This window comes from Shewanella sp. 10N.286.48.B5, from assembly GCF_002874355.2.
GTDB lineage: Bacteria > Pseudomonadota > Gammaproteobacteria > Enterobacterales > Shewanellaceae > Shewanella.
Genome location: NZ_MCVG02000001.1, coordinates 1,290,074 through 1,314,719, shown reverse-complemented (window position 1 = coordinate 1,314,719; position 24,646 = coordinate 1,290,074). Strand labels below are relative to the sequence as shown.

The 24,646-nt window shown below is 41.1% G+C and carries 21 protein-coding genes and 1 riboswitch; of the genes, 11 read left to right on the top strand and 10 right to left on the bottom strand.

The features are described from left to right. Positions 1–151 precede the first annotated feature (151 nt). Positions 152–2,983 (bottom strand): diguanylate cyclase domain-containing protein, encoded by a 2,832-nt coding sequence (locus BCU57_RS05675; RefSeq protein WP_102437208.1) that lies wholly within the window; start codon positions 2,981–2,983, stop codon positions 152–154. A gap of 236 nt (positions 2,984–3,219) precedes the next feature. Between BCU57_RS05675 and cmoA the strand changes: the two genes are divergently transcribed. The 8 genes from cmoA (at position 3,220) to BCU57_RS05635 (ending at position 12,084) form a co-directional block, all read left to right on the top strand. Then, the gene (cmoA, locus tag BCU57_RS05670; protein ID WP_102437206.1) at positions 3,220–3,951 is read left to right on the top strand and encodes a carboxy-S-adenosyl-L-methionine synthase CmoA; all 732 of its coding nucleotides are present in this window, start codon (positions 3,220–3,222) and stop codon (positions 3,949–3,951) included. Continuing rightward, a complete protein-coding gene (cmoB, locus tag BCU57_RS05665) occupies positions 3,948–4,940 on the top strand; it encodes a tRNA 5-methoxyuridine(34)/uridine 5-oxyacetic acid(34) synthase CmoB (RefSeq protein WP_102437204.1) in 993 nt (330 codons plus the stop codon). Before cmoA ends, cmoB begins: the two co-directional genes overlap by 4 nt. Before the next feature lie 29 nt (positions 4,941–4,969). After that, complete coding sequence (locus tag BCU57_RS05660) at positions 4,970–5,734, top strand: ATP-dependent zinc protease (protein ID WP_102437202.1); 765 nt, start codon at positions 4,970–4,972, stop codon at positions 5,732–5,734. Between the two features lie 8 nt (positions 5,735–5,742). After that, entirely contained in the window at positions 5,743–7,248 is a 1,506-nt protein-coding gene (locus tag BCU57_RS05655) for an inactive transglutaminase family protein (protein WP_102437200.1), read from the top strand. Then, entirely contained in the window at positions 7,248–8,204 is a 957-nt protein-coding gene (locus BCU57_RS05650) for an alpha-L-glutamate ligase-like protein (protein WP_076536381.1), read from the top strand. The genes BCU57_RS05655 and BCU57_RS05650 overlap by 1 nt, the downstream gene beginning before the upstream one ends. Further along, positions 8,167–9,972 (top strand): hypothetical protein, encoded by a 1,806-nt coding sequence (locus tag BCU57_RS05645; RefSeq protein WP_102437198.1) that lies wholly within the window; start codon positions 8,167–8,169, stop codon positions 9,970–9,972. Before BCU57_RS05650 ends, BCU57_RS05645 begins: the two co-directional genes overlap by 38 nt. Further along, a complete protein-coding gene (locus BCU57_RS05640; RefSeq protein WP_102437196.1) occupies positions 9,950–11,095 on the top strand; it encodes a DUF3541 domain-containing protein in 1,146 nt (381 codons plus the stop codon). Before BCU57_RS05645 ends, BCU57_RS05640 begins: the two co-directional genes overlap by 23 nt. Before the next feature lie 86 nt (positions 11,096–11,181). Beyond that, positions 11,182–12,084, top strand: a complete 903-nt coding sequence (locus BCU57_RS05635) for a LysR family transcriptional regulator (RefSeq protein WP_102437194.1) — start codon at positions 11,182–11,184, stop codon at positions 12,082–12,084. Between the two features lie 69 nt (positions 12,085–12,153). Here BCU57_RS05635 and BCU57_RS05630 read toward each other — a convergent pair whose 3' ends face one another. From BCU57_RS05630 to BCU57_RS05595, 8 genes are all read right to left on the bottom strand, one after another. Then, positions 12,154–12,417 (bottom strand): chemotaxis protein, encoded by a 264-nt coding sequence (locus BCU57_RS05630; RefSeq protein ID WP_102437192.1) that lies wholly within the window; start codon positions 12,415–12,417, stop codon positions 12,154–12,156. Positions 12,418–12,498: 81 nt separating this feature from the next. Beyond that, positions 12,499–13,608 (bottom strand): 2-iminoacetate synthase ThiH, encoded by a 1,110-nt coding sequence (thiH, locus tag BCU57_RS05625; RefSeq protein ID WP_102437239.1) that lies wholly within the window; start codon positions 13,606–13,608, stop codon positions 12,499–12,501. A 95-nt stretch (positions 13,609–13,703) separates the two neighbouring features. Then, positions 13,704–14,468, bottom strand: a complete 765-nt coding sequence (locus BCU57_RS05620) for a thiazole synthase (RefSeq protein WP_102437190.1) — start codon at positions 14,466–14,468, stop codon at positions 13,704–13,706. A 2-nt stretch (positions 14,469–14,470) separates the two neighbouring features. Continuing rightward, the gene (gene thiS, locus BCU57_RS05615; protein ID WP_102437188.1) at positions 14,471–14,674 is read right to left on the bottom strand and encodes a sulfur carrier protein ThiS; all 204 of its coding nucleotides are present in this window, start codon (positions 14,672–14,674) and stop codon (positions 14,471–14,473) included. Between the two features lie 22 nt (positions 14,675–14,696). Beyond that, positions 14,697–15,545 (bottom strand): HesA/MoeB/ThiF family protein, encoded by an 849-nt coding sequence (locus BCU57_RS05610; protein WP_102437186.1) that lies wholly within the window; start codon positions 15,543–15,545, stop codon positions 14,697–14,699. Continuing rightward, positions 15,542–17,359, bottom strand: coding sequence for a thiamine phosphate synthase (gene thiE, locus BCU57_RS05605; RefSeq protein ID WP_102437184.1), 1,818 nt, complete (start codon positions 17,357–17,359; stop codon positions 15,542–15,544). Before thiE ends, BCU57_RS05610 begins: the two co-directional genes overlap by 4 nt. 2 nt (positions 17,360–17,361) lie before the next feature. After that, the gene (thiC, locus tag BCU57_RS05600) at positions 17,362–19,428 is read right to left on the bottom strand and encodes a phosphomethylpyrimidine synthase ThiC (protein WP_102437182.1); all 2,067 of its coding nucleotides are present in this window, start codon (positions 19,426–19,428) and stop codon (positions 17,362–17,364) included. A gap of 255 nt (positions 19,429–19,683) precedes the next feature. Continuing rightward, positions 19,684–19,783, bottom strand: a riboswitch (TPP riboswitch). 225 nt (positions 19,784–20,008) lie between these two features. Further along, entirely contained in the window at positions 20,009–21,409 is a 1,401-nt protein-coding gene (locus BCU57_RS05595; RefSeq protein WP_102437180.1) for a hypothetical protein, read from the bottom strand. 260 nt (positions 21,410–21,669) lie between these two features. On the opposite strand from BCU57_RS05595, the gene trhA reads away from it, so the two are divergent. The 3 genes from trhA to BCU57_RS05580 all read left to right on the top strand — a co-directional run bounded on the left by trhA (position 21,670) and on the right by BCU57_RS05580 (position 23,724). Beyond that, entirely contained in the window at positions 21,670–22,350 is a 681-nt protein-coding gene (trhA, locus tag BCU57_RS05590) for a PAQR family membrane homeostasis protein TrhA (protein WP_102437178.1), read from the top strand. Positions 22,351–22,552: 202 nt separating this feature from the next. Continuing rightward, complete coding sequence (locus tag BCU57_RS05585; protein WP_102437176.1) at positions 22,553–22,897, top strand: MGMT family protein; 345 nt, start codon at positions 22,553–22,555, stop codon at positions 22,895–22,897. A 23-nt stretch (positions 22,898–22,920) separates the two neighbouring features. Beyond that, on the top strand, positions 22,921–23,724 hold the full coding sequence (locus tag BCU57_RS05580) for a DUF3108 domain-containing protein (protein ID WP_241903482.1): 804 nt from the start codon (positions 22,921–22,923) through the stop codon (positions 23,722–23,724). Here the strand turns inward: BCU57_RS05580 and BCU57_RS05575 are convergent. Beyond that, complete coding sequence (locus BCU57_RS05575) at positions 23,707–24,486, bottom strand: class II glutamine amidotransferase (RefSeq protein WP_102437174.1); 780 nt, start codon at positions 24,484–24,486, stop codon at positions 23,707–23,709. The genes BCU57_RS05580 and BCU57_RS05575 overlap by 18 nt on opposite strands. Positions 24,487–24,646 lie beyond the last annotated feature (160 nt).

Genomic DNA, 24,646 nt, shown 5'->3' with positions numbered 1-24,646 from the left:
ACTGCAATTAACGCGGCTTTAGGAAAAAGTTAGCACAATAAACGTGCAAAAAAGCATCATCCAATGCTTTTTTTGTGGATCTGCTGCATTTTTGGTTAACCGCTGCCAAGCCTTAAGTTTATTTGTTAGAAATTAATCAAGACTATTCAGCTTACTGGTAACCTAAGTTGTTAGCGCTTTTCTTGTTGCGGTACATATTTTTATCAGCACACTTTAACAATGCAATGGCGTTATCACCATCATCAGGATAAATCGCCATACCGATACTGGCAGTAAGCGTTAGACTGATACCATCAATCCTCAAAGGCTCTGTTAGGTTAGCAGTAATGGTTTCAGCCACCTTAATTGCACTTTCTGCGTTATCGATATTATTCAGTAGTATGACAAATTCATCACCACCAAATCGAGAAACTGTATCTGATTTTCTAACCGCTTTTTTCAAGCTATTTGCTATAGCAACTAATGCTTGATCACCAACATGATGGCCATAGGTGTCATTAACTGCTTTAAACTTATCGATATCAATAAATAAAATGGCAAATTTATGTTGTTCTCTTAGATGAGCGGTGACGGCGCAAGCTAATCTATCATCAAGTAAACACCGATTAGGTAAATGAGTCACAGGATCATGCTCAGCTGCAAATTTACTTTCTAATTGTGCTTGTTTACGAAGCTCCACTTCTGCCTTCAGCCGCCTGTTACCCCAAATAACCAACAATGTAATAGCGCTAACAATAACTAACCCTATCAACAGCATCTTAAACCAATGTTGATATTTATCCGCTTCGCTACTTAAGTTAATGGCCACCCATTGCTGATACATTTGCTGCTGCTTTGTTTCATCAATAGTTTCTAAGGCACGATTAATTAGTGGGATGAGCTTTTTAAGTTCTGAATATACGCCAATATGACTTTTTTGCTCTGCTAAATCCGCTACCAGTGCTATTTTTAAATCAGGGAAACCACCTTCATTAAGTGCATAAGCCAAGGTAACCACTTGCTCAATAAATAAATCAGCTTGACCTGTAGATACGGCTTTTAAACCACTTTTGACATCTGCCACAGGCATGATCTTTAAGCCTGGAAATTGTTGCCTTAATTGATTATTGATGCTGTACCCTTTGACCACAGCAATCCGTTTACTTGTGTATTGACTTAAATTAAATAGTGGTTGCTCAGTGAGTGAGGTGGCAATGGCCCAAGGAGATGGCCAGTAACCATCGGTAAATTCGAGCGTAGGCTGCTGCAATTTACTCTTGGCCATACTAGCGACCATGTGTATGGTTCCTGATTTAATATCATTGTTAAGGCTATCCCAATCTTGATAAGCAACTGGAATAATATCGATTCCTAATTGATTAGAGATAATGTCAGTGACGTCGCTGTTAACGCCAGAAAACTCACCCTGTTCATTTTGATATTCCATTGGTGCCCAGTCGTCTAAATAGCCCAATTTTAATGCACCTAAGGAGTCCAAATATTTTTGCTCGTTATGACTTAAAAATATTTGCTTATCACGGCTAATAAAAGTGCGGTCGTCATTATTAACCAGCCATTTACGCTCTATTTTATTTAGTTCATGCAAACTAATCAGCTTGAAACCATTGGTGATACGCTCAGCAAGCTCTGTGTTTTCAACATTGGTGAGGTTATAAATCTGGGTGCTAAATTCAGTTGAAGTGAGCTGATTGAAATCTGCCCATTTTTTATTATTAAGTAAGTAATGTGACGTAGTCGCACTCGATGCAACAAAGCCGACAATATCGCCGTCTTGGCTCGCTTTGACCATTTGAGCCATAGAATCGTAATACCGCAGCTGCGCATTAGGCAATAATGTTCTCAGTTCAACAATATAAGGAGATGTGGCAAAAATACCAATGCGTTTACCATCAACTTGACTAATATTGGTTAATTCTTTTTGGTAACTAAAAAAACGACTTTTTACAGTGTATAAATGATTAGCTCGATGCAAGCCAGTATTTATGCTGTCACTTTCAGGATAGCCAATATGTACATCGGCTAAACCTTTTTTAACGAAATTAATACTACCGTTCATATCGCTAGGTATAAAGTTGATACTAATACCCGTTTTTTCAGACCATAACTGCCAAATATCGACAAATAAACCATGGGGTTGACCTTCAGGGTTTATATCAACAAACGGCTCAATTTCAACTTGCATAGCGATCATTAAGCCGCCTGATTCACGTCTCAGGCCAAACCAGCGTTTCTCAATATCATCAACCACCTTCGCTGATATTTGCGCAAAACCTTGGTTAATTTCAGCAACCCAATGACTGTGCCGTTTGGCAACCGCTGGCGCTAAATTAACTGTATTAACTGAGATCCTAGCGGAAGTTTGATACTTATTGGCCAAATCAAAATTAACCGGAATCCCTTGATAATAACCTTGAATAGCAGCAAAAGCATATAGCTCGCCATCAATTACCGCGTCCACGAGTTCACGTTTAGTTTTGAAGGTTTTAAATGTGAGACTAGGTTCAATGGCTAATAAATCATCGAGATGAGATGTGCCTTCGATAACCCCTATTTTAAAAGGTTTTAAATCTGTGATGCTTTTCTTAGTGGCGATATCATTATGAAGGTAAACGTAATTATTTAATGTTGTTATTTGATTGGCATAAGCAAATTTTGTCTTTCTTTTCGCGTTTACTACCATTCCTATATGGGCATCGACCTTACCTTCTTCAACAGCAGAGAGTGACTCCTTCCATGGCATGGGCTTAAAAATCACTTTAATGCCACTCTTAACTGACCATTCGTGCCATAAATCGACCATCAAACCCGAAGGGTTACCATTTTGATCAACAAATTGATAAGGGTAAGCGTCTTCACTCATTGAAATAGATATTGTTTTCGGTAGTGAGCTTACTAGTATCTCATCTGAGGAGGTATTAGCCCAAGTAGCAGTGGTGAGCACTAAACTGACTATGATGACAAATATAAATTGAGTGAACTTCAAGCGCTATCCCTTGTGCAAGATGTATTTTCTCTGAAGAAAAAGGTTATGTGTTTGTTGGTTATTTTTAATTACTGTACATCATACCGTTTTATATCGACTAATTGTCTAACAAGATGAATAATTTACCGAGAAAATAGCCAATAAACAAAATAATTTACAAAAATTCCAATGGGATACTTGCTGCTATTTGTTAGGATTAGCTAGAATGACAATATAATACTCCTAAGTTACTGCAGATGAACTCTCAACAAGACACAATTTACGCCACAGCAACTGACAAAATATCAGATTTTCAATTTGATAATCGCGTCGCTGGTGTGTTCAACGATATGATCAGACGTTCTGTACCTGGTTATGCACAAATCATTAATACGATAGGTGATTTTGCTGATAGGTATGTAACGCCAAATTCTAATATTTATGATTTAGGCAGCTCCTTAGGCTCTGCTACCTTAAGTATTCGTCGTCAAATTGAACAACGCCAATGCCGTATTATCGCAGTAGATAATAGCGAGTCTATGGTTTCTCGATGTCAGGAAAATCTCGCGGCTTATGTCAGTGATACTGAGGTTGAGTTAATTTGTGGTGACATTAGAGATGTAGAAATCACCAATGCATCGATGGTGGTGTTAAATTTCACCTTACAGTTTTTACCGGTGCAAGATAGAGATAGCCTGATCAAAAAAATATTTCAAGGCTTATTGCCTGGCGGCATTTTAGTGATCTCAGAAAAGCTCTGCTTTGAAGATGATGTGATTCAATCATTGCTGTATGAACAGCACCTCGATTTTAAACGTGCTAATGGCTACAGTGAGTTAGAAATCAGCCAAAAACGCAGCGCACTTGAAAATGTGATGCGCCCAGACAGTTTAACAATCCACCAACAACGCTTTACTGATAATGGCTTTAGTCATTCAACTGTATGGTTCCAATGTTTTAATTTCGCATCTATGGTGGCTATCAAGTGATTAGTTTCAGCTCTTTTTATCAACAAATTGCCGACTCATCGTTACAACACTGGTTGGAAGAATTACCGGCTATTTTAGGAAAGTGGCAACGTGAACATAAACACGGCAATTTACCTAAATGGGAAAAAGTCCTTAACAAACTTAATTACCCTACTCCAACAAGCATCGATTTATTCAATGGTGTCAAAATTGGCGATGGCAGCCAATTAACTGCAGGTCAAACTGAAAAACTTGAAAACCTTTTAGGCTTGTTTCAACCTTGGCGTAAAGGTCCTTTTAATATTCATGGTATTGATATCGATACCGAATGGCGCAGTGACTGGAAATGGGATCGAGTAAAACCACATATTTCACCGTTAGAGAATCGCACCGTGCTAGATGTAGGTTGTGGTAGCGGCTACCACATGTGGCGCATGCTAGGGGCTGGCGCAAAACGTGTCGTGGGTATTGACCCTTCGCCGTTATTTTTATGCCAATTTGAAGCCGTTAAGCGTTTAGCGGGTAATCAGCATCCTGTTCATTTATTGCCATTAGGAATTGAAGAACTGCCAGCACTTGATGCGTTTGATACAGTGTTTTCTATGGGAGTGTTATATCACCGCCGCTCACCTATCGACCATCTAATGCAGTTACGTGATCAACTGCGTATGGGCGGCGAATTGGTATTAGAAACTTTAGTTATCGATGGTGATGAAAATGCGGTTTTAGTGCCAGAAGACAGATACGGCAAAATGAACAACGTATGGTTTTTACCCTCCGTTGATGCGTTAATGTTATGGCTTAAAAAATGCGATTTTACCGATATCCGTTGTGTCGATGTTGATGTCACCTCTATGGCAGAACAGCGCTCAACTAAATGGATGAAAAACGAGTCGTTAGTGGATTATCTTGATCCAAATGATGTTAGTTTAACGGTAGAAGGTTACCCTGCACCCAAACGTGCAACGATTATTGCAATAAAGAACCAACCTAATCACGACTTAATTTAACCTAGATTATTAAAATAACAGGAATTATCATGTTAAAGCAGGTATTTATTTTATCTTGTACAGCCGCGTTAATCACCGGCTGTGCTTCAACAGAAAAAGTAACTCCGGTTGGTAGTGAAGAGTTTACTTCAAATTTAGCCAGTTCTCAGGCCGCTATTATTGAAGCGATTAATAGCCAATGTATTAGCGCCACACCTGAAATTGTTGCCTTAAACGAAGAAGTACAACAATTAAGGTTACAAATCACCGATACTCTTACCAAACAATCTGAAAAAATGGATGCTGATGCCGTTGCATTAGCGCAATTAAATGAACCACCTCAGTGTCCTGAGTCAGCAATAACCGATAAGTTTGTTCTGGGTGAAGTAGAAAGTGTTTTTATTGACGAATTAAAAGCCGCTTTTGCAACGCGTATTGATACTGGCGCTGAATCGTCATCATTAGATGCCCGCAATATTGTGTTATTTGAACGTAATGGCGTTCAATGGGTTCGCTTCGATGTAATGATCAATGGAGAGGATCAACCTGGAGATACTTTTGAACATAAAGTTGAACGTTTTGTGCGCATTAAACAAGATGCAGAACAACCTGATGATCGCCGCCCCGTTATTCATGCCCACCTGCAAATTGGTAAATACGCCGCTGAAACTGACTTAAACTTAACCGATCGTAGCCATTTAGATTATCCCTTACTACTTGGTCGTAAATTTATGAAAGATATTGCTGTAGTCGATGTCGGCCAGAGCTATATTCATGGAAAAAAAGACAAACAAATAACGACAAAAGTTAAATAGGACTTCTAATGCATTCACGTAAACCGTTTTTTATCTTCGTCGCGTTATTATTTATATTCGGTACTGCAGCCAGTATTTATCGCAGCGTTGAACACAACGTCCCTTTCCTTCCTGGTCAGCAGGTTCAAAGCTGGTCAGTGGAAGCAAAAGTGATGTTTAATGGTAATAATAACCCAACCGAAGTATCACTCTCTTTGCCACAAGATCCTGCATTTGATGTACTTTCAGAAAATGCTACCTCACCGGGATATGGTCTAAATATCTCAGAAGGGGCTGACAGAAGAGCAGTTTGGTCAATTCGTGAATCCTCTGGACGTCAATCCTTATATTACCGTGTAACACTGGTACCGACAGGTCAACTTGACGTCACCCAAGATGAAGTACCTGAAACACCAGAACCCTTTTTATGGCAAGTCACTGAAAAAGGCGCCGCTGACCAAATCATGAACGATGTATGGCAGCGCAGTGCTAATAACCTTTCTTACGCACAGCAGTTAATGTCAGTGATTAACGACACTAATCAATCGCAGAATTTAGCACTGTTATTATCAGTTAACACTCGTACCCAGTTGTTTTTGCAAATGCTGCACTCTAAAGGCGTTCCTGCAAAACAAGTGAGTGGTCTAATGCTAGAAGACCAACGTCGTCGTCAGCAACTCAATCCTTATGTGCAGGTTTATCATAATGGTGAATGGGTTTTATTTGATGTTGAAGGCAACAAACAAGGCCGTCCTGATAACTTGGTTTTATGGCAACACAATAACCAATCGGTGTTAGATGTTGTTGGTGGCAGTAACTCGCAAGTTAACTTTTCAATGTTGCAAGAAACACGCTCAGCACTGGCAACCTCTATCGATATGATGAAGAACTCAGATGCACTGGATTTTTCTTTGTACCAATTACCACTAGAAGAACAAAGTACCTTCAAAGGGATTTTATTGATCCCAATTGGCGTGCTTGTGGTGGTGTTCTTAAGAGTGATTATCGGTATCAAGACATCAGGTACCTTTATGCCGGTACTGATTGCATTAGCCTTTATTCAAACCACATTATTGACCGGCTTAATTGGCTTCTTGTTAATTGTCGCCTTTGGTTTGATGATCCGCTCCTATTTATCGCAACTTAACTTATTGCTCATATCCCGAATATCCGCGGTCATTATTGTAGTGATATTTATTATCGGCTTGTTTACGCTTATTTCCTATAAAGTGGGATTAAGTGAAGGCTTAACCATTACCTTCTTCCCGATGATCATTTTGGCATGGACCATTGAACGTATGTCAATTTTATGGGAAGAAGAAGGCCCTAAAGCGGTAGTGATGGCCGGCGGTGGTAGCTTGTTTGTCGCCACCTTAGCCTACCTTGCTATGAGTAACAGTTGGATCCAATATTGGGTATTTAACTTCTTAGGTATTCACTTAGTGATTTTAGCAATGGTGTTAGTGATGGGCCAATACACTGGCTACCGTCTCACAGAGCTTAAACGCTTTAAACCTTTGGCTGGAGATCAGTAATGAACTTTGCCTGGCCTTGGGAGCTGCGCCGCAAAGGCGTATTAAATATGAATAAGCGTAATATCGATTACATTGGAAAATATAATCCTCGTAAATATTACAAACGCGTGGATGACAAGCTGATTACCAAGCAATTAGCTTTAGCCAATGGTATTGCCGTACCTGACTTGATTGGTGTTGTTGAAGAGCAGCACAAAATCAATGATATTCCGCAAATGGTCATCGACCGTACTGGCTTTGTGATAAAGCCAGCAAAAGGTTCTGGCGGTAAAGGGATTTTGGTGATCACTAAAGTGGAAGGCGGTCGCTATTATAAACCTAATGGCGATGAAGTGACGCCGACTGAAGTTTATCGCCATGTCTCCAACATCTTAAGTGGGTTGTTTTCTTTAGGCGGCACCCCTGATGTCGCCATTGTTGAAGGCTTGATTGAGTTCGATCCGGTTTTTGATGGTTTTAGTTACGAAGGCGTGCCTGATATCCGCTTAATCGTGTTTAAAGGCTATCCAGTAATGGGCATGCTACGCTGCTCAACAGCTGCTTCTGATGGCAAAGCTAATTTGCACCAAGGCGCTGTCGGTGTCGGTTTAGATATTGCTACAGGCAAAAGTTTGTTTGCTGTTCAATTTGATGAACCTGTTTTAAAGCATCCTGATACTCAATTTGAATTGTCACAAATTCAAGTCCCAAACTGGGACACCCTGCTTCATACCGCATCCAGTGCCTATGAAATGTGTGAACTGGGTTATTTAGGAACCGATATGGTTTTGGATAAGCAGCGAGGTCCATTACTACTGGAGCTAAATGCTCGACCAGGACTTGCAATTCAAACCGCAAACGGTAGAGGGATTTTACAACGCTTGCAACATGTTGAGTCTATCAAAGGCCCTGCCGTTTCAGTGGAAGAACGTGTGGCTTATGCCAAAAAGCATTTCTGTAGTAATCCTAACTTTTAGTTTATTGGCAACTGCGCAAGCAGTTGCCAATCCTCTTCAGCTGTTTGTGCAACAATGTTTGCAATACAAACCGTCTTTAGCATCCCTAGATTTAAAGCAAACAACCCCTTACCAAACATTACAGTTTGAGCAATTAACCTTAGGCTTTAACAATTTTAACGACCGTTTAAATTACTACCGCCACTTAGCCACTCATAACCAGCGTGAAGGGCTATTAATGTGCCAATTACATTTAGCTGATGAATTATCAGCATTGTTAACAGCGCCTCAATTATCCAGTTTTATCGCTGAGCTTGAAGATAGCCACATGCCCTACTCTTTATTAGCCAATAAAATTAACGCGATTACACTAGCCCAACTTGATATCGATACCAAATCACAGTTACACAATGCACAGGCAACGATAAGACGAAACCTTAGTAATAGTAATTTGAAATTGGTATTTAATAACGCACAATGCCAGTTAGATACCAACCGCGATGATACAAACTCTGCTTTTGAGATCAGTTTAGCCAAATACTTACTTTTACAACCAGATGAGCAATGCCGAAAAACCACTTGGCAGGCCTATCAAGCACGGGCAAAAAGTAAAAATCAGCAGTTATTAGCGACAATTAAAACCATTAAGCAGCAAGTTTCAGCGCCTGAGCCCAGCATTGCTTCAGCTGAAGCCCAAAGCGAGCCATTACAGGCAACCCAATCATTATCAACAAAGCCGTTATTAACAAATCAGCTGTTATTATCCTTCTTAGAAAGCCAAACCAATAATATTAATACAGCGCCTTGGAATATCGGTAAAACCCTTAGTCAGATAAAAAATACCCCTTATCTCGGCCCCAAAAACAGTAGTGATTTATTTCAGCAAGTTGTCGATGTTTTAACGCCTCTGGGGCTTGAATTCGAAGCGATTCCCCTCCAAATGCAAGCTGATATGTCGTCCACTAATGAAACCAATACCATCGCGAGTACTGGCAATGGCACTGCAACGGTCAATGAACCATCAGAACCAATTACAACTTATCGCTTGTGGCATCAGCAGCGTTTAGTTGGTGAACTCTATATCCATACAAGTAAGCATTCGATGGCGAATATCATTAGGTATCCGGTGATCGGTCAGCAATTTGCCCAAGCGAGCGTGGTTTTTCCAAAATATTTATCTAATCGGCGCCAAGCAATGCAACTGGTGAAAAGCCTCAGCGAGGCCATTACTGCTATGACTCGAGGCAGCCAATTCTATTTGGTAAATAAGCTTGGAGTATCAACAGATAATTATTTATTAGGTTATTATTGGTTAAGCAGTCATCTACAACACCAATTAGCCTATTTAACCCCTTCAGCGAGAGAGCAATTTGCTGAGTCTTATCGACAGCAACTTAGGGTATTTCGCAGCAAAGTCGCTTGGTATTATTTAAACTCTGAGCAGCAAGGGGATGATATAAATAATCAACAACTAAATAGCGCCATCAATCAGGCTTTTCAGGCGAGTTTTAATCAACAATGGCCGGATGCAAAAAATATGGCCTATAGCTTTAACGGCATAGCTAATGAAGGGCTCGATTACTATCACCCACTTTGGCAACAAAATTTAGTTAATTTGATTAATACAGACACTAACGCTTCAATAACAAATCGCCAAGTTTTTGATATTTTGGTAGTTAATGAAGATAATTTATCCCTAATCCAACAAATGAGCATTATACTTAATCCACCGACTGATCCATCATCAATCATCAGGAGAGCCTTTAATGTTGGCAATTCGAAAATTTAAATCCTTAACCAGTTTAATCAGCTTTTCGTTGCTACTTACTTGTGCCAGCAGCTTTGCTGAAACCAGAGATAACCATCAATTAACTCACCAGCAAGTTCGAAGCGCAATTCAGCTTAACCTTGAACAAAATATGTATTCCTTGCCACCTCGAATTCAAGGGCATTATGGTTTACGTATGTATCGCATGACTGGTGATGAAAAGTACGCTAATGCCGCTTTAATTGATTTGATCACCATTACAGAAAGACAAAACTACTTTGCCTGTAATATGGATAAACCTAATTTTATTGAAGATGAAGCCGAACAAGCTATTAGCGTGTTAGGTAAAGGTCCTCGTGCTAAAGCGCGTAAAAAAGCCCTTAAGCCGTTTCCAGAGTTTATTTTCTATAGCGATATTTTATTGCGCTATGCCAGTCGCACCGATGAACTGGGTTTCATGGGGCCATGTCATGAGCAAATGATTAAAGGCTTAAAAGCCTATGATTTAACCCCAGCTTTGACTGATCCTAAAATGATCACATCATGGGCCGCGCAGTTAGTGAATTATGTTTACTGGGCTAAACAGCTAAATGTGGGGGATTATGTCGAGGTATATAAACAAGCGTTCATCGAGACTTATCCTGACGATAAAGACAACAATCTTGATAAAAAGCAGTACCGAAACAAGCTATATGGTATGACACACTTTATTTTTGCCTCTAGTGGTTATTATCAAGAGCAAGTTAACGCCAAAGATTATCAATGGATTTTAGATTACTTTAATAACAACATTGATCGGATCTTAACTGATGCAACCGATGACATTATTTCAGAAGTCGGCATTAGCTTTTTATTAGCGGGTCAGCCAAACCATCCTGTGGTTAAAAAGACTCAAAACCATATTGCGGCGTCATTTATCCCTGAGTATCAACTGATCCCGTCACCTCGTGGTAATCCCAATATGGTGTCAGGCGAACACCGCAATGTATTGGCGATGATGCTTCTTGATTGGCCAGAGAAGCTGCATAAAGGCCCTTACCTTGCTGAAATAAAAGCGACGAAAAAGTATTTGCCGGTGCAAGTGACGCCTAAAGATCTCACTAAAACTAACAGCAATACAAAAGAGAAACCTAGCGCTAAGTAATTAAGCGGGTTCTCGATTGCCTTCAAGAGCGTATCACTGTGTGATACGCTCTTTTTAATATTGACCTGTAAACTAATGAGTTTTGTATGAATAGAGCAAAATCCACACTTGAGCAATGGCGAATTATTCAATCTGTAGTGGACTTTGGTGGTTACGCCCAAGCAGCAGAAAAGCTGAATAAAAGCCAATCTTCGCTCAATCACGCTGTGGCTAAACTACAAAACCAACTTGGGATTCAATTACTTGAAGTAAAGGGACGCAAAGCTTACCTAACGCAGCAAGGTGAAGTACTACTCAGGCGCTCACGTCACTTAACCCAAACCGTTGATGAACTTGAGCAACTTGCGAGCAATTTAGGACAAGGCTGGGAGCCCAACTTGACCATTGCCCGCGAAATCATCTATCCAATGCAATTTCTTGTGGACGCCTTAAAAGCCTTTTGGCCCGATAGCCGTGGGACCCGAGTGACTGTCATTGACTCGGTGATCACAGGCACACAAGAATTAATTGACAATAACATCGCCGATATCGCTATTTGCGGTATTCCTGCAAAAGGCCATATTGCCGAGTTCCTGTGTGAGTCAGACTTATACCTTGTATGCAGTCCGACTCATCCATTAACCCAGTGCGGTATTGTTGCCGATGAAACAGAGCTGGCGCAGCACTTACAAGTGGTCATTAAAGACACTGCAACTGAAAAATCAGTAGATACTGGTTGGTTAAAGTCAGAGCAGCGCTGGACAGTATCAAACTTTCACGAAGCAAAAAACGTGTTACAAAGTGGCATTGGCTTTTGTTGGGCGCCCGCTTATTTGGTCGAGGATGATATTCGCCAAGGTAAGCTCGCCAGGCTTATTCTTAAAGGCAGTAAAAGTCGTAAAATTGCATTAACTTTGGTTATCCCTAACCGAGATAATCAGGGGCCTGCCAGTAAATTGTTAGAATCTTTAATTTTATTACAGCACGATATTGACCAAAACAAGCCTTGATAGATATTTGATTTATTTAGCTTTAATGATACTCAAAGTCATTAATGCCAGCTCAAGTTACATTGAGTTCTACACTGAGACATCGATTATGGTGCCAATGTTTTCAGACCAGACATTTATCACATCTACTGCAACCTCGGCGTGAGAAATAGCTTGCTGAGCATCAATCAGGGCCGCTGTTTGCGAGCTAAGCGTGACGCTATCTGCAGTTATTAGTACTGAGGCAGAACTTAGCGTTTCTGGGATGGCTACCGCCGTGGTCGCCTGCGCTAAATCATTGTGCGCCTGTTGCAGTCCTTGAACACCGAGGGTAAAACTTGATGCTATTTCCATGATACAACTCCTTTTGAAACAACCTAATAGCAAGTTATATCACATTGAATAGTCTTGATAAAATGCATACCAATTTAAAAACTAATACCAGTTTGTCTCCCAATCTTTCCATACTGGGTTAAGCCCTGACTTTTGTATTTGCTGCACTATTTGCACCGCGCTGCGCTCATCTGAGATTTCAAATTGATCCAACTGGGTGTTGGGATTTTGATAACCACCAGGTTGGGTTGAGCTGCCAGCGCTGATATGAGTCACCCCTAAAGGCAATAAGTTGTTACGTAACTGCTGGGTTTCTCTGGTAGATAAACTAATTTCAAGCTGGGGGTTAAACAATCGAAACGCACAGATCAATTGCACTAAGCCCACATCAGTTAATTCGACTTTAGGACTAATTCCACCGGTACACGGTCTTAATCTCGGTAAAGAAATACTGTAACGACTGCGCCAGTGATGTTTTTCTAAATAGGCCAAATGATAGCCCATTAATAACGCATCTACGCGCCAACTGTCTAATCCGAGCAATACCCCTAATCCCACTTTATCAACCCCAGCCGCCGCGACCCTTTCTGGTGTAGTGAGCCGATAAGTAAAGTCTTGTTTTTTACCTCTGGTATGATGCTTGGCATAGGTTTGGCGATGATAAGTTTCTTGATATACCATCACAGCATCGAGCCCTAACCCCACCAGCTGGGCGTATTCATCTTGCGCCAAAGGCTGTACTTCGATTGCTACATAACTGAAATGCTGTTTTACCAGTGGCAAGATGGTTTTAAAGTATTCAATGCCTACTTTGGTTTCATGTTCTCCAGAAACCAGTAATATTGAATCAAAACCTCGCTGTTTAATGATTTTAATTTCAGCTAATAATTCGGTCTCTGTTAAGGTTTTTCGTTTGAGTTTATTACTCATAGAAAAACCGCAATAGTCACACTCATTTGCGCACAAGTTAGATAAATACAATGGCAGGTATAAACCAATATTAGCCCCAAAGCGTTGCCGGGTTATCTGATATGCCCGCTGCGCCATCGTTTCTAAAAAAGGTAATGCAGCAGGCGATAAAAGCGCGATTAAACTGTCAATATGACCTTGGGGGCGCTGTAATGCTTGTTGCACATCAGCTTCAGTGCTGCTATTAATCCGCATTGATAAATCGATTAAATCTAGCTGTTTAAATTGCTCGACAAAACTCATGGTGCGCCACTCTATTAACTTAATTTGTTGAACCAACCGCATTCAAAGTTAAATTACTCAAACCAAATCATTCACCTGTAAGGGAATAATCTGGCTTACAGATGTAAAAATTGCGTCAGCGGGCTAGTATGTTCTGCCTGTTTGGTAACACTGCCAAGTCCGGCGGTATAGGCATCACGACCGGTTCTAACCGCAAAATCAAAACACCGCGCCATCACTATGGGAGATTGACTACTGGCAATCGCAGTATTGACTAGCACGGCATCTGCGCCCAGCTCCATTGCTCGGCTAGCTTGCGAAGGTGCGCCAATCCCAGCATCAACAACCACCGGCACATTAGCTTGCTCAATGATCATCTCTAAAAAAGGCTCAGTGGCTAAACCTTGATTACTGCCGATAGGACTGCCTAACGGCATCACAGCGGCGCAGCCCACTTCCTCTAGCCGGTAACACAGCACAGGATCTGCATGAACATAAGGCAACACAATAAAGCCTTTTTTACACAAGACTTCGGCAGCTTTAAGGGTTTCAATAGCATCTGGCATCAAGTATTTCGGATCTGGATGGATTTCAAGTTTGATCCACTTTGTGCCAAGCATTTCACTGGCAAGTTCTGCTGCAAAAATAGCTTCTTTAGCGGTTCTTGCCCCTGCAGTATTGGGTAATAACTTAACTCCCATTTGCTGTAATGGCGTCAACAAGTCATCATAGTCTTTACTATGATCAATACGCTTCATTGCGAGGGTCACTAATTGTGAGTTAGAGGCCTCAATGGCAGCTAGCATAGTGTTAGCATCGCTAAACTTTCCTGTACCTGTAAATAAACGAGACTCAAATTGATGTCCGGCTATGGTTAACATAATCACCCACCTGCTACAGCTGAAAAGACGTCTACTTTATCATTAGGCTGGCATTGAATGGCCTGCCAGCGACTTCTTGGTACAACTTGTTGATTGAGCACTAATGCCAGTGCTTTGGGATTAAGTTGTTTAGACTCTATTAGCGCTAATAAGCTTGGCGCTTGTTGCAACTGCTCTGGTTGGCCATTAAATTCAATTTCAATCATGTTTAATCCTTTTGCGGTAAAGTTATCTGCATGAGTTGACGTCATTTGTTGACGCTGTAATAGCTGCGCTACAACAACTACATTTAGGGTCTTGATTCATTTGTATAATCTGCCATTGCAAGCTTTTAGCATTAAACACATGTAACTTACCCGCTAGCTGGCCTTTGCCTAAGTCATCGGCTGTTAACCAATTTAGCCCCAATAAACTTTGCATTGATGCAACCGTTTGAACAGCAGCAGTGTTAACCCCCATTGATACACATGTTTGTGAAACATGAGTATCTTGTGGGTACAGGCATTGATAACAGCCCCTTTGCGGATAGTCAGTTGAGCTGCAAAATAATTGCCCATCATTAGCGGAAATCGCTGCGCTAATTAGCCCTGTAGCGTGACGAACACAAACTTCATTAATCATTAAGCGGCTAGTAAAGTTGTCAGTGCAATCAAACACCAGATCGACAGATTCAACTAATTTTGCACCATCTGTATCAGCGCCTTCCGTATGAGCACCAAAGGCCTGCTCAATTGCCATGATATTTACGTCTTCATAGGCTGCTGCTAACTTATCTTTGGCAAGTAGCGCTTTACTTAAACCAATATCTTGTTCGTCAAAAAGTAATTGCCGCGACAGATTTGAAAGCTCTACCTTGTCATGATCCATCAATATCAGTTCTCCAACTCCCGCGGCGGCCAATTGCTGAGCAACACTGTGACCTAAACCACCTACCCCAATGATAAGTACCCGGCTATTGAGTATTTTAAGCTGACCAAGCTCACCCATATCAGTCAGTAAAATATGACTGGCATACTTGATAAACTGCTTGGAAGTGAGCCCACTCTTATTAGCTTGACGCTGTTGTGTAATCGTCATGACACTGGCTCACACTGCAGCTGTTTCACTGATGGCTTGTGGGATTTTACATGTGATTGCCTTGGCTGTTGCTGAGGTTGTTGCTGAGGTTGTTGCTGAGGTTGTTGTGCAGCCGCTAGATGCCATTGCTGCTCTAACAATGAATAAGCCTTGGCAGGGTTTTCTGCTTCAGTAATGGCTCTTACCACGGCAACACTATCAACCCCAGTGGCTTTGATATCCGTTATAACACTTGCATCAATACCACCGATGGCCACGGTTGGGCATACGTTGTTAAGTAATGCACTGTAGCGTGCTAATTTTGCTAAGCCTTGAGGCTTTGACGGCATCACCTTAGTGGTCGTTGGGAAAATATGCCCTAAGGCGATATAGGATGGATTTAATTGCTGAGCTAATAGAATTTCAAATACGCTGTGGCTAGATAACCCAAGGGCTAGCCCTGCCGCTGAAATTTCATTTAAGTCAGCTAACTCAAGGTCTTCTTGACCTAAATGAACCCCGAATGCACCAAGCTGTATTGCCAGTTGCCAATGATCGTTAATAAACACTTGGGCGTTATATTGCTTACCCAGAGCTATTGCGCGGCTAATATCTTGTACTAGTTTGGTTTGCTGAGCATCATTAGAGACCTCATTGACAGCATTAGCTTTAATTCGCAGCTGCACTGTGGTGCAATTGGCTTCTAACACACTTTGCAGCATAGTCACGTCATCCACAACCGGATAAACACCAATGCCCTTATGCAGCGCAGGAAAGCGGCAATCTAGGTAGCCCTGAGCTGTATTTATTAATCCATTGCTAAACTTTCCAACAGCAGCTAATTCTTGCTGTGTTTTACCTAAATGGTTAATTTCAGCGCCACTTACGGCAGTAATTTCAGGGTAGTATTGTATTTCATCAGGCCAAGCGGTTTTTGCCACTGGCCCTGCGCCTTTACCAAATGATTCACTGCACACTAATCCCTTGAGTACATATGCTTTTGCCATCACAACGGCATCATGAAGTACATAGTTATGGGCTAAAAAGCATACTATCGCAGTGGATAAGGTGCAACCTGTGCCATGGTTATTACTTGTATTAACTCGCTCGCTATTAAGCCAATAAGCTTGATATTGATGGGCGTCACTCACGCCGTGAACTTTACGGCAAATGAACAAATCATTGGCTTTGGTTTGTTGCCATACTGCATCACCGCCTTTGGCGAGCACATGACAATGAAGCTGTTTAACCAGTTGCGCTGCCGCACTATAAAAACCATCACTTGAGTCTAGGCTTTGGCTTTTAATTGTGCACCGAGGTTCAAATTCCACGCTGTTAGTATCAGTCAGCGTGTGTAACTCCCTAACATTAGGGGTAATTAAGCTAATTAGACCTTTAAAAGGGCTAAAATCTAACGGCTTTTTTGCGCGCTCATTTAAGCTATCACCACTACTGGCAACCATGACAGGATCTAAAATAATCGGGATCAGCTGGTTAGCTAAACTCTGACTTTTAAATGTCTTTAACCAATGAGCAATGAGTACCAATTGTTGTTGATTGGCAATTAAGCCAATTTTTATGGCTGCTGGCGCTAAATCGCTAGCAAGTGTATTTAGCTGAGCCAATAAGATGGATTCTGACACAGCCTCGACTAGTGTTACAGCCACCGAATTTTGCGCAGTAACAGTGGTAATTGTGCTGCAGCCAAAACACTGTAAGTCATTTATAGTTGCTAAATCTGCCTGTATGCCGGCGCCGCCACCACTATCTGAACCGGCAATAGTCCAGACGATGGGCGACATGGTTTCTAAGCTATGTGGTTGTGAAACATTCATGGTTAAGCCTCTAATTCAGCAGTGGTCTTAACAGCTAAATCTGCGCTTGTTGCTGTGTCTGGCTTAGAAGGTAACGGATGATAAATTGCATAGCCTGTGGCTTTAAATTCAGCTGACTTTTGTGCCATGGCTGATTGAATATCTACACCGCTACTAACGCTTATATCTGCACTTGCGTCTACGGAATTAACATTGTGATTAGAGTGTGCCTGCAGGTGTTTAAATTCGCTAGCGTCAAGCACGTTCACCTTTTGTAACTGATCACGCGCTTGCTTTGCAGCGTATTCACGCACTTCTTGAGTGATTTTCATTGAGCAAAACTTTGGCCCACACATAGAACAAAAATGCGCGACTTTGGCAGACTCTTGGGGGAGCGATTCATCGTGATAAGCCCTTGCGGTATCTGGGTCTAAGCCTAAGTTATATTGATCTTCCCAGCGAAATTCGAACCTTGCTTTTGATAAGGCATTATCACGAATTTGCGCACCAGGGTGACCTTTAGCCACATCGGCAGCATGAGCTGCAATTTTATAAGCGATAAGTCCTTGTTTAACGTCTTCTTTATTCGGTAAACCCAAATGCTCTTTAGGAGTGACATAGCACAGCATGGCCACGCCATACCAAGCCATCATGGCCGCCCCAATCCCTGAGGTGAAGTGATCATAACCTGGCGCAATATCGGTGGTTTGTGGGCCGAGTGTGTAAAAAGGCGCTTCATCACAATGGGCAAGCTGCTTTTCCATATTCACTTTAATGAGCTGCATCGGTACATGGCCTGGGCCTTCAATGATGGTTTGCACATCATTTTCCCAAGCAATGTTAACCAGCTCGCCTAAGGTTTCTAATTCAGCAAATTGCGCTTCATCATTGGCATCGGCAATACTGCCGGGCCGCATACCATCGCCTAATGACAATGACACATCGTAGGCAGCGCAGATTTCGCAAATCTCTCTAAAGTGCTCATACAAAAAACTTTCTTTATGGTGACTTAAACACCACTTTGCCATGATGGAACCACCACGAGAAACGATGCCAGTAAGACGTTTTGCCGTCATTGGTACATAACGCAGCAGTACCCCAGCATGGATGGTAAAGTAATCGACGCCCTGCTCTGCCTGTTCAATCAAGGTATCTTTGAAAATGTCCCAATTTAGGTCTTCAGCGACACCATTTACTTTTTCTAACGCTTGATAGATGGGCACTGTACCAATGGGGACAGGAGAGTTTCGAATGACCCATTCACGGGTTTCATGGATATAGCGCCCCGTAGACAAATCCATTACAGTGTCAGCGCCCCATCTCGTTGACCAGACCAGCTTTTCGACTTCTTCTTCGATGGACGAGGTTACCGCTGAATTACCGATATTGGCATTAACTTTGACTAAAAAGTTACGCCCGATGATCATTGGCTCAGCTTCTGGATGATTAATGTTTAACGGAATAATGGCGCGGCCGCGGGCAACTTCATCACGGACAAATTCAGCGGTAATAGGCTGGCCAATGTGAGCGCCAAAAGCTTCACCGGCGGCTTTTTGAGTCAAAATCTCATCAGTGACTTGCTCTCTAGCCATATTCTCGCGAATGGCAATATATTCCATCTCAGGTGTGATAATGCCTTTACGAGCGTAATGCATTTGCGTAACGCGGCGGCCTGACTTGGCTTTTTTAGGGCGAACAAGGGCTTCAAAACGCAAATGATCTAAACCGTCGTCAACCAAACGCTGTTGGGTAAAGTCAGAGCTAACTCCATCAAGTTGCTCTGTATCTTCGCGCTCTTCAATCCAAGCTTGGCGAAACTTGTTTAAGCCTAAACGGACATTAATTTCAGCATCAGGATCTGAATAGGCACCGGCGCAATCATAAACTTTAATGGCTGGGTTGGCTTCAGTCACGGGCGCATCTTCACTACCGCCAAGGATAGTATCGCTTTGATGAATTTGACGCATGCCCACTAACAGATCGGGGCGGGATCCGCTCAGATAGATCTTTTCAGAATTTGGGGGCTGTAAAGGTTTTAGGGTTTCAATAAAATTTTGCGCTTGAGCGCGGGTTTCACGACGATTTGACATAAGCAACCTCAAAATAAAAAAATAGAGTTGCTTGCCTGGAGAATTGTTGATGACGAGCGAGTTAACATTAACTCTGTAATTGACTTGAATTTACACCTTAACTTTGGACCTTAAATATCGACAAATGGCGGGTTAAATTAACTTCAGCAATAACTCTGCTTTAATTAATTCTATCTTTTATTTTGCACTAATATTTATGATCTAGCCACGCAGCCATTCACTATAAAATTGCTGCTGACTGTAGGGTAAAAATAAGCAAATTAACTGCTTGTTTCCTTCGCAGGTTCTAGCCTGATCAGGTTCAACGGATCCCGAATAAACGGTCTCAGCCATAAAGGCACTCCGACAAGATGGCTGCAGTATAGTCAGCTTATTTAATAAAATACAAGTCTTTGACAATTTTCGAATTGTAATACGAGTTAAATTATTTCACTAATTAAAATACTGTTATATATGGATTTAATTTACAACCAAGCGATTAAGGCCCAATTAATACAGAAATAATTTGATAAATAAATTTGATGAATATTATTCATTTTTGATGTTGTTGAAATAAATCTTTTGTGAAAGTCTGAACAGTTCAAGGTAATTTAAGTTTCGATAAGCGTTGTTGAATGGCGTTATCTAGTGCTTTTTTTGTTTTGCCTCCTTCACATGGGTGTCCTAAATCTAAGCCTTCGGCATAAGGGTTAATTTGGGTTGGTAATGCCACCAATCGATGGCAAGTTTCACCAATCTTAACAATTCTATTTGGATCTAAACGATGATTGAGGGTAGTTGGTTGGCGCTTATCTTCTATTACTATTAACTCTATATCATCCATTTCAGGGGTTAACTCACTGGTGCTGGCACCACTAACAGAAGTCGCTAAATGGGCTTGCTGACTTATTTGCTGATTAACTTGTTGTTGATTGAGTTTATTTATAAAGGAATGGCTAGCTTGATTGATGGCCGATAAATTGTCGCTTGTTATGGTATTGGCCTCTGAGATGGTTTCATTAAACAATTGTGGCTTAAATAGATGTTCGTTACTGCTATCTTTTTGCTGCTGCAGATACATGCTATCAACTGAAGACCAATCGAACTGGTGCGTTTTGGCTTGCACTGCTTCTGCTATTGGCAATTTTTCAATTATGGGCTTGTAGTCAATGGGCTTTTGGTTAACAGCTTTTTGGTTAACAGCTTTTTGGTCAATATCTTTTTGGTCAATAGGCTTTGGGGAAATTGCCTTTTGATTGACAGTATCTTTTGGGCTAGTTGCAACTGCAGGCGCTATTGAGCTTGTATCGACAACCTTATTAGTACTTTGTTTGTTCGATATAGTTTGATCGATTATTTCTTCATTGGTAATGACTTCACTGACGACCTCTTCAATCAAGGCTTGTTCACTTGGCAGGGTCTTAGCTAGCTGGGTAATTTGCTCAGCCGTTAAAAAGTAGGCTTTTATTTCTTGGTTGTCACTTTCAGATGTCGCAGCTTTAACGGCTTGTTCACGGCTGATCTCGACAAAATGGCTAATGGTGTTATCAGCTAAGGAAAATAGCATAAACACCAGCACAACATGTAGCCCTGCAACAATAATGCTCGATGGTGATGTCAGTATCTTTTTAAACTCGTTATCAGAATTTTGTTTTAAAAAGCGACCTTGATTATTTTGATTGTCGATCAGCCCACAGATCAGCGGTAATGTTTGGGCTTTAATTACATCAGTGCTCATTATTTCAGTGCTAGTGACTTCAGTGCTAGTGACTTCAGTGCTAGTGACTTCAGTGCTAGTTGCATTCACCGTTTGTAACATCACAACATGATCACAGAAATCTATCACTTCAACCGCAGATTCTTGGCGGCTTGCATTTATGTAAAGCTGTCCATGTGAAACTTGTGTGCCATTTAAGCCTGTCGAATTTCCACTAGCACCCGGTTCAAAATTAGTGTTTGCTGCCAATCCTTGTGTTAAATGTTTATCACCACCTTGGTTCATTACTCGCGCCTCCTGTCGCTTTTGAATCACTGGATATAAATCGTGCTAGATCAGACTTCAACCACAAGCTGACCATAAACTAGATGATAAAAAAGCCATTAAGTTCATTTAATTTATGTCGATGACACACGACTCCCCACAAAATCAGACAGTTATCATAGCGTCAAACTTAAGCTTACACGTGTACGCTAAAGTCATGGCCTATTATGAATATTGCTGGTAGACTCAATGTAAATTGCTTAACAAGGTTGTATGCAACTATGTCACTTGAGTTAGATGCTAATCAAACATTAGCACCAACACCTACATCAAAGTCAGACTATGGTGTGATTGAGGAATTAGCTAACAGTATCACCCATGGTATAGGGGTACTTGCGGGTATCGCCGCGCTAATTGCAATGCTAATAAAAGCGAATGGCCAACTTAATATCGCTGACACTATCGGGATCACTGTGTATGGATTAAGTATTATTATGCTTTTTCTGGCCTCAACCTTATACCATTCCAGTAAAAGCCCCTTATGGCGTAAACGCTTTAAAATGGCTGATCACTGTGCAATCTATTTGCTTATTGCTGGTACATACACACCTTTAATGTCAATTAGCCTTCAAAATGATAGTGCTACGCTAATACTAACTGCAATATGGTTATTAGCCTTAGGCGGTATTATTTTTAAAACCTTATTTATTGGCCACTTCAAAGGGCTAAGTGTTATTTTGTATCTTGTTATGGGCTGGCTTTGTGTCACCATCATGGGAGATTTAATCAAAGGCATGTCAGATTTAGGCTTTAACCTATTACTTGCAGGTGGGGCTTTTTATAGCATCGGGGTTATTTTTTATGTCAATAAGCGTATTCCTTATAATCATGCTATTTGGCATTTATTTGTACTTGCAGGCGCCTTGTCTCATTTCTTGTGTATTTATTTAACAGTCATATAAACCTGCTTTATATCCACAGTATTAACCCTGTCAGTATTTCGTCTCACTGTTATAAACTCACTCAAAAAGTATCGCTCATCAACCATGAGCGATAACCAACACTCATAAGCTGGCTATTGAATACTTACTATTGTCTACTTAACTCGCAACACCAAAGCGGGTTACAATAAATTATCATCCCATACCTGATCAAAAGCCATCAATGGAAAACCTTAGCCCAAAGCAAAGAATTTGGTTTATTGTAAATATGATCCCCACAGGTCATGTTTTAGCTTATGGTAAAGTGGCTGACTTAGCTGGGCTACCAGGTAGAGCCAGGTATGTGTCTAAAGCACTCAAAGACGCCCCCGATAACCTAAACTTACCTTGGTATAGAGTGATTAACAGCCAAGGAAAAATTTCTTTTAAAGTCAATTCTATTCATTTCCAAAATCAGCAACAGCGACTAAGATCAGATGGAGTAGAAGTGAACCAAGGCAAGGTTTCATTGTCAAAATATGAATGGCGCCCTGACATTGCAACCCTTGTCATGTCGTTACCTTTTTAAATATTGCATGGGTAGGTATTACTTTGATTAGAAAATTCACCGCTTTATTAGCCAATATTATTGTCATTACATTGTCTCAGGCCCCTAATGCTGTCGCTTCTGATGACAAGGAAAACCTCGAGTACCTCAATGCATTAACCCCTCACTCTGCTGAATATCGGGTGTTCTATGGCAGTATCGAACTCGGTAAAGCTCGCTACCAGTTGCCTGAAAGTGATAATGGCTACTATAACTATCGCTTTGATAGCGATATCAGCTTATTAATGCTATCGGATGTGCGTAACCTTAATAGTGAGTTCAAACTCGAAGATGGCAAGGTTAAGCCCATCCGCTATATGAGTAAACGTAGCGGCACCGGATCTGACTACACAGAGCAAACCGCCTTTGCTGCTGGACAAGGCGTTATCCACACCATATATAAAGACGAAAGAGAGAAATTACCCTTTGCCGAGGATATCTACGATCCCTTGGTATCTCAATTAATATTTAGAATGGATATGTACCGCCAACCCGAATTGCTTAAATACAAAATGGTCAAAGAAAAAGAGTTTGATGATTATGAATTTAAAATTGTCGGCAAAGAACAAGTGATATTAGACAGTGGCACTTATCAAACCGTAAAAATAGAAGTGGTACGAAAAAGTAAAAAGCGCCAAACCTTTTTTTGGATGGCGCCAGAATTAAACTACTTACCCGTGCGTTTAAGTCATTTTTCTAAAGGTAGTAAGCAGCTTGATATTCAGTTAGATAATTATCAAATTCAGCAAGCAATAGAATCCGATACAGCTGTTACTAAAGCAAACGCTGGATTAACTGTTAATCAGTAATTCGCCTTGCCTAAATAACTTCCATTCGCCAGGCTGTAAAATATGCCACTGTTCGTTTTTTGTCAGCGGACGAGTAGCAATCACTGTAACGACATCATTGGGTGTCGTTTCTTTATTAAAATCAATAACCACATCAGTATCGATTAATTTGGCTTTGCCAAAAGGCGCACGGCGGGTAATGAAGCACAAATTATTAGTGCAATAACTCATTAAATCGACACCATCACTTAGGATCATATTAAAAACACCTAAAGCTCGAATGTCATCAGCCAGCGTTGCTACAAATTCAAACACCTGTTTCATGTCATCGGGTGGCGTATGACCAAACTCACCTAACACCTGTTCCATAATCCAGCAAAATGCCAGCTCACTGTCGGTGTCCCCAACAGGCTGAAAATGATTTACTTGAAACTTATTTTGGTAGTCTGATAACTGTCCATTATGGGCATAAGTCCAATATCGGCCCCATAACTCGCGGGTGAAAGGATGGGTATTTTCCAGCGCAACACAGCCACGGTTTGCTTGACGAATATGACTGACGACAATCTCACTTTTGATTGGATAAGATTTAATGAGCTGAGCGACATGGGATTCACTGCTAGGACGAGCATCTTTAAAGGTGCGGCTGCCCTTGCCTTCATAAAAAGTGATCCCCCAACCATCAACATGTGGCCCAGTAACACCACCTCTTTCAGCTAAGCCTGTGAAACTAAATACAATATCCGTTGGGACATTAGCGCTCATCGCTAGTAACTCACACATGAAACACGCCTTAAAAATATAATTAACTCAAAATATTACGTAATTTATATTGTACCTAGTGCAGAAAAAAATTGGCATTTTTATTAAACAAAATATTTTAAACAATTGTTTGAAATAACTTGTAATCAGCGCCAGTTAGGTTTAATTTTATGTGATACAG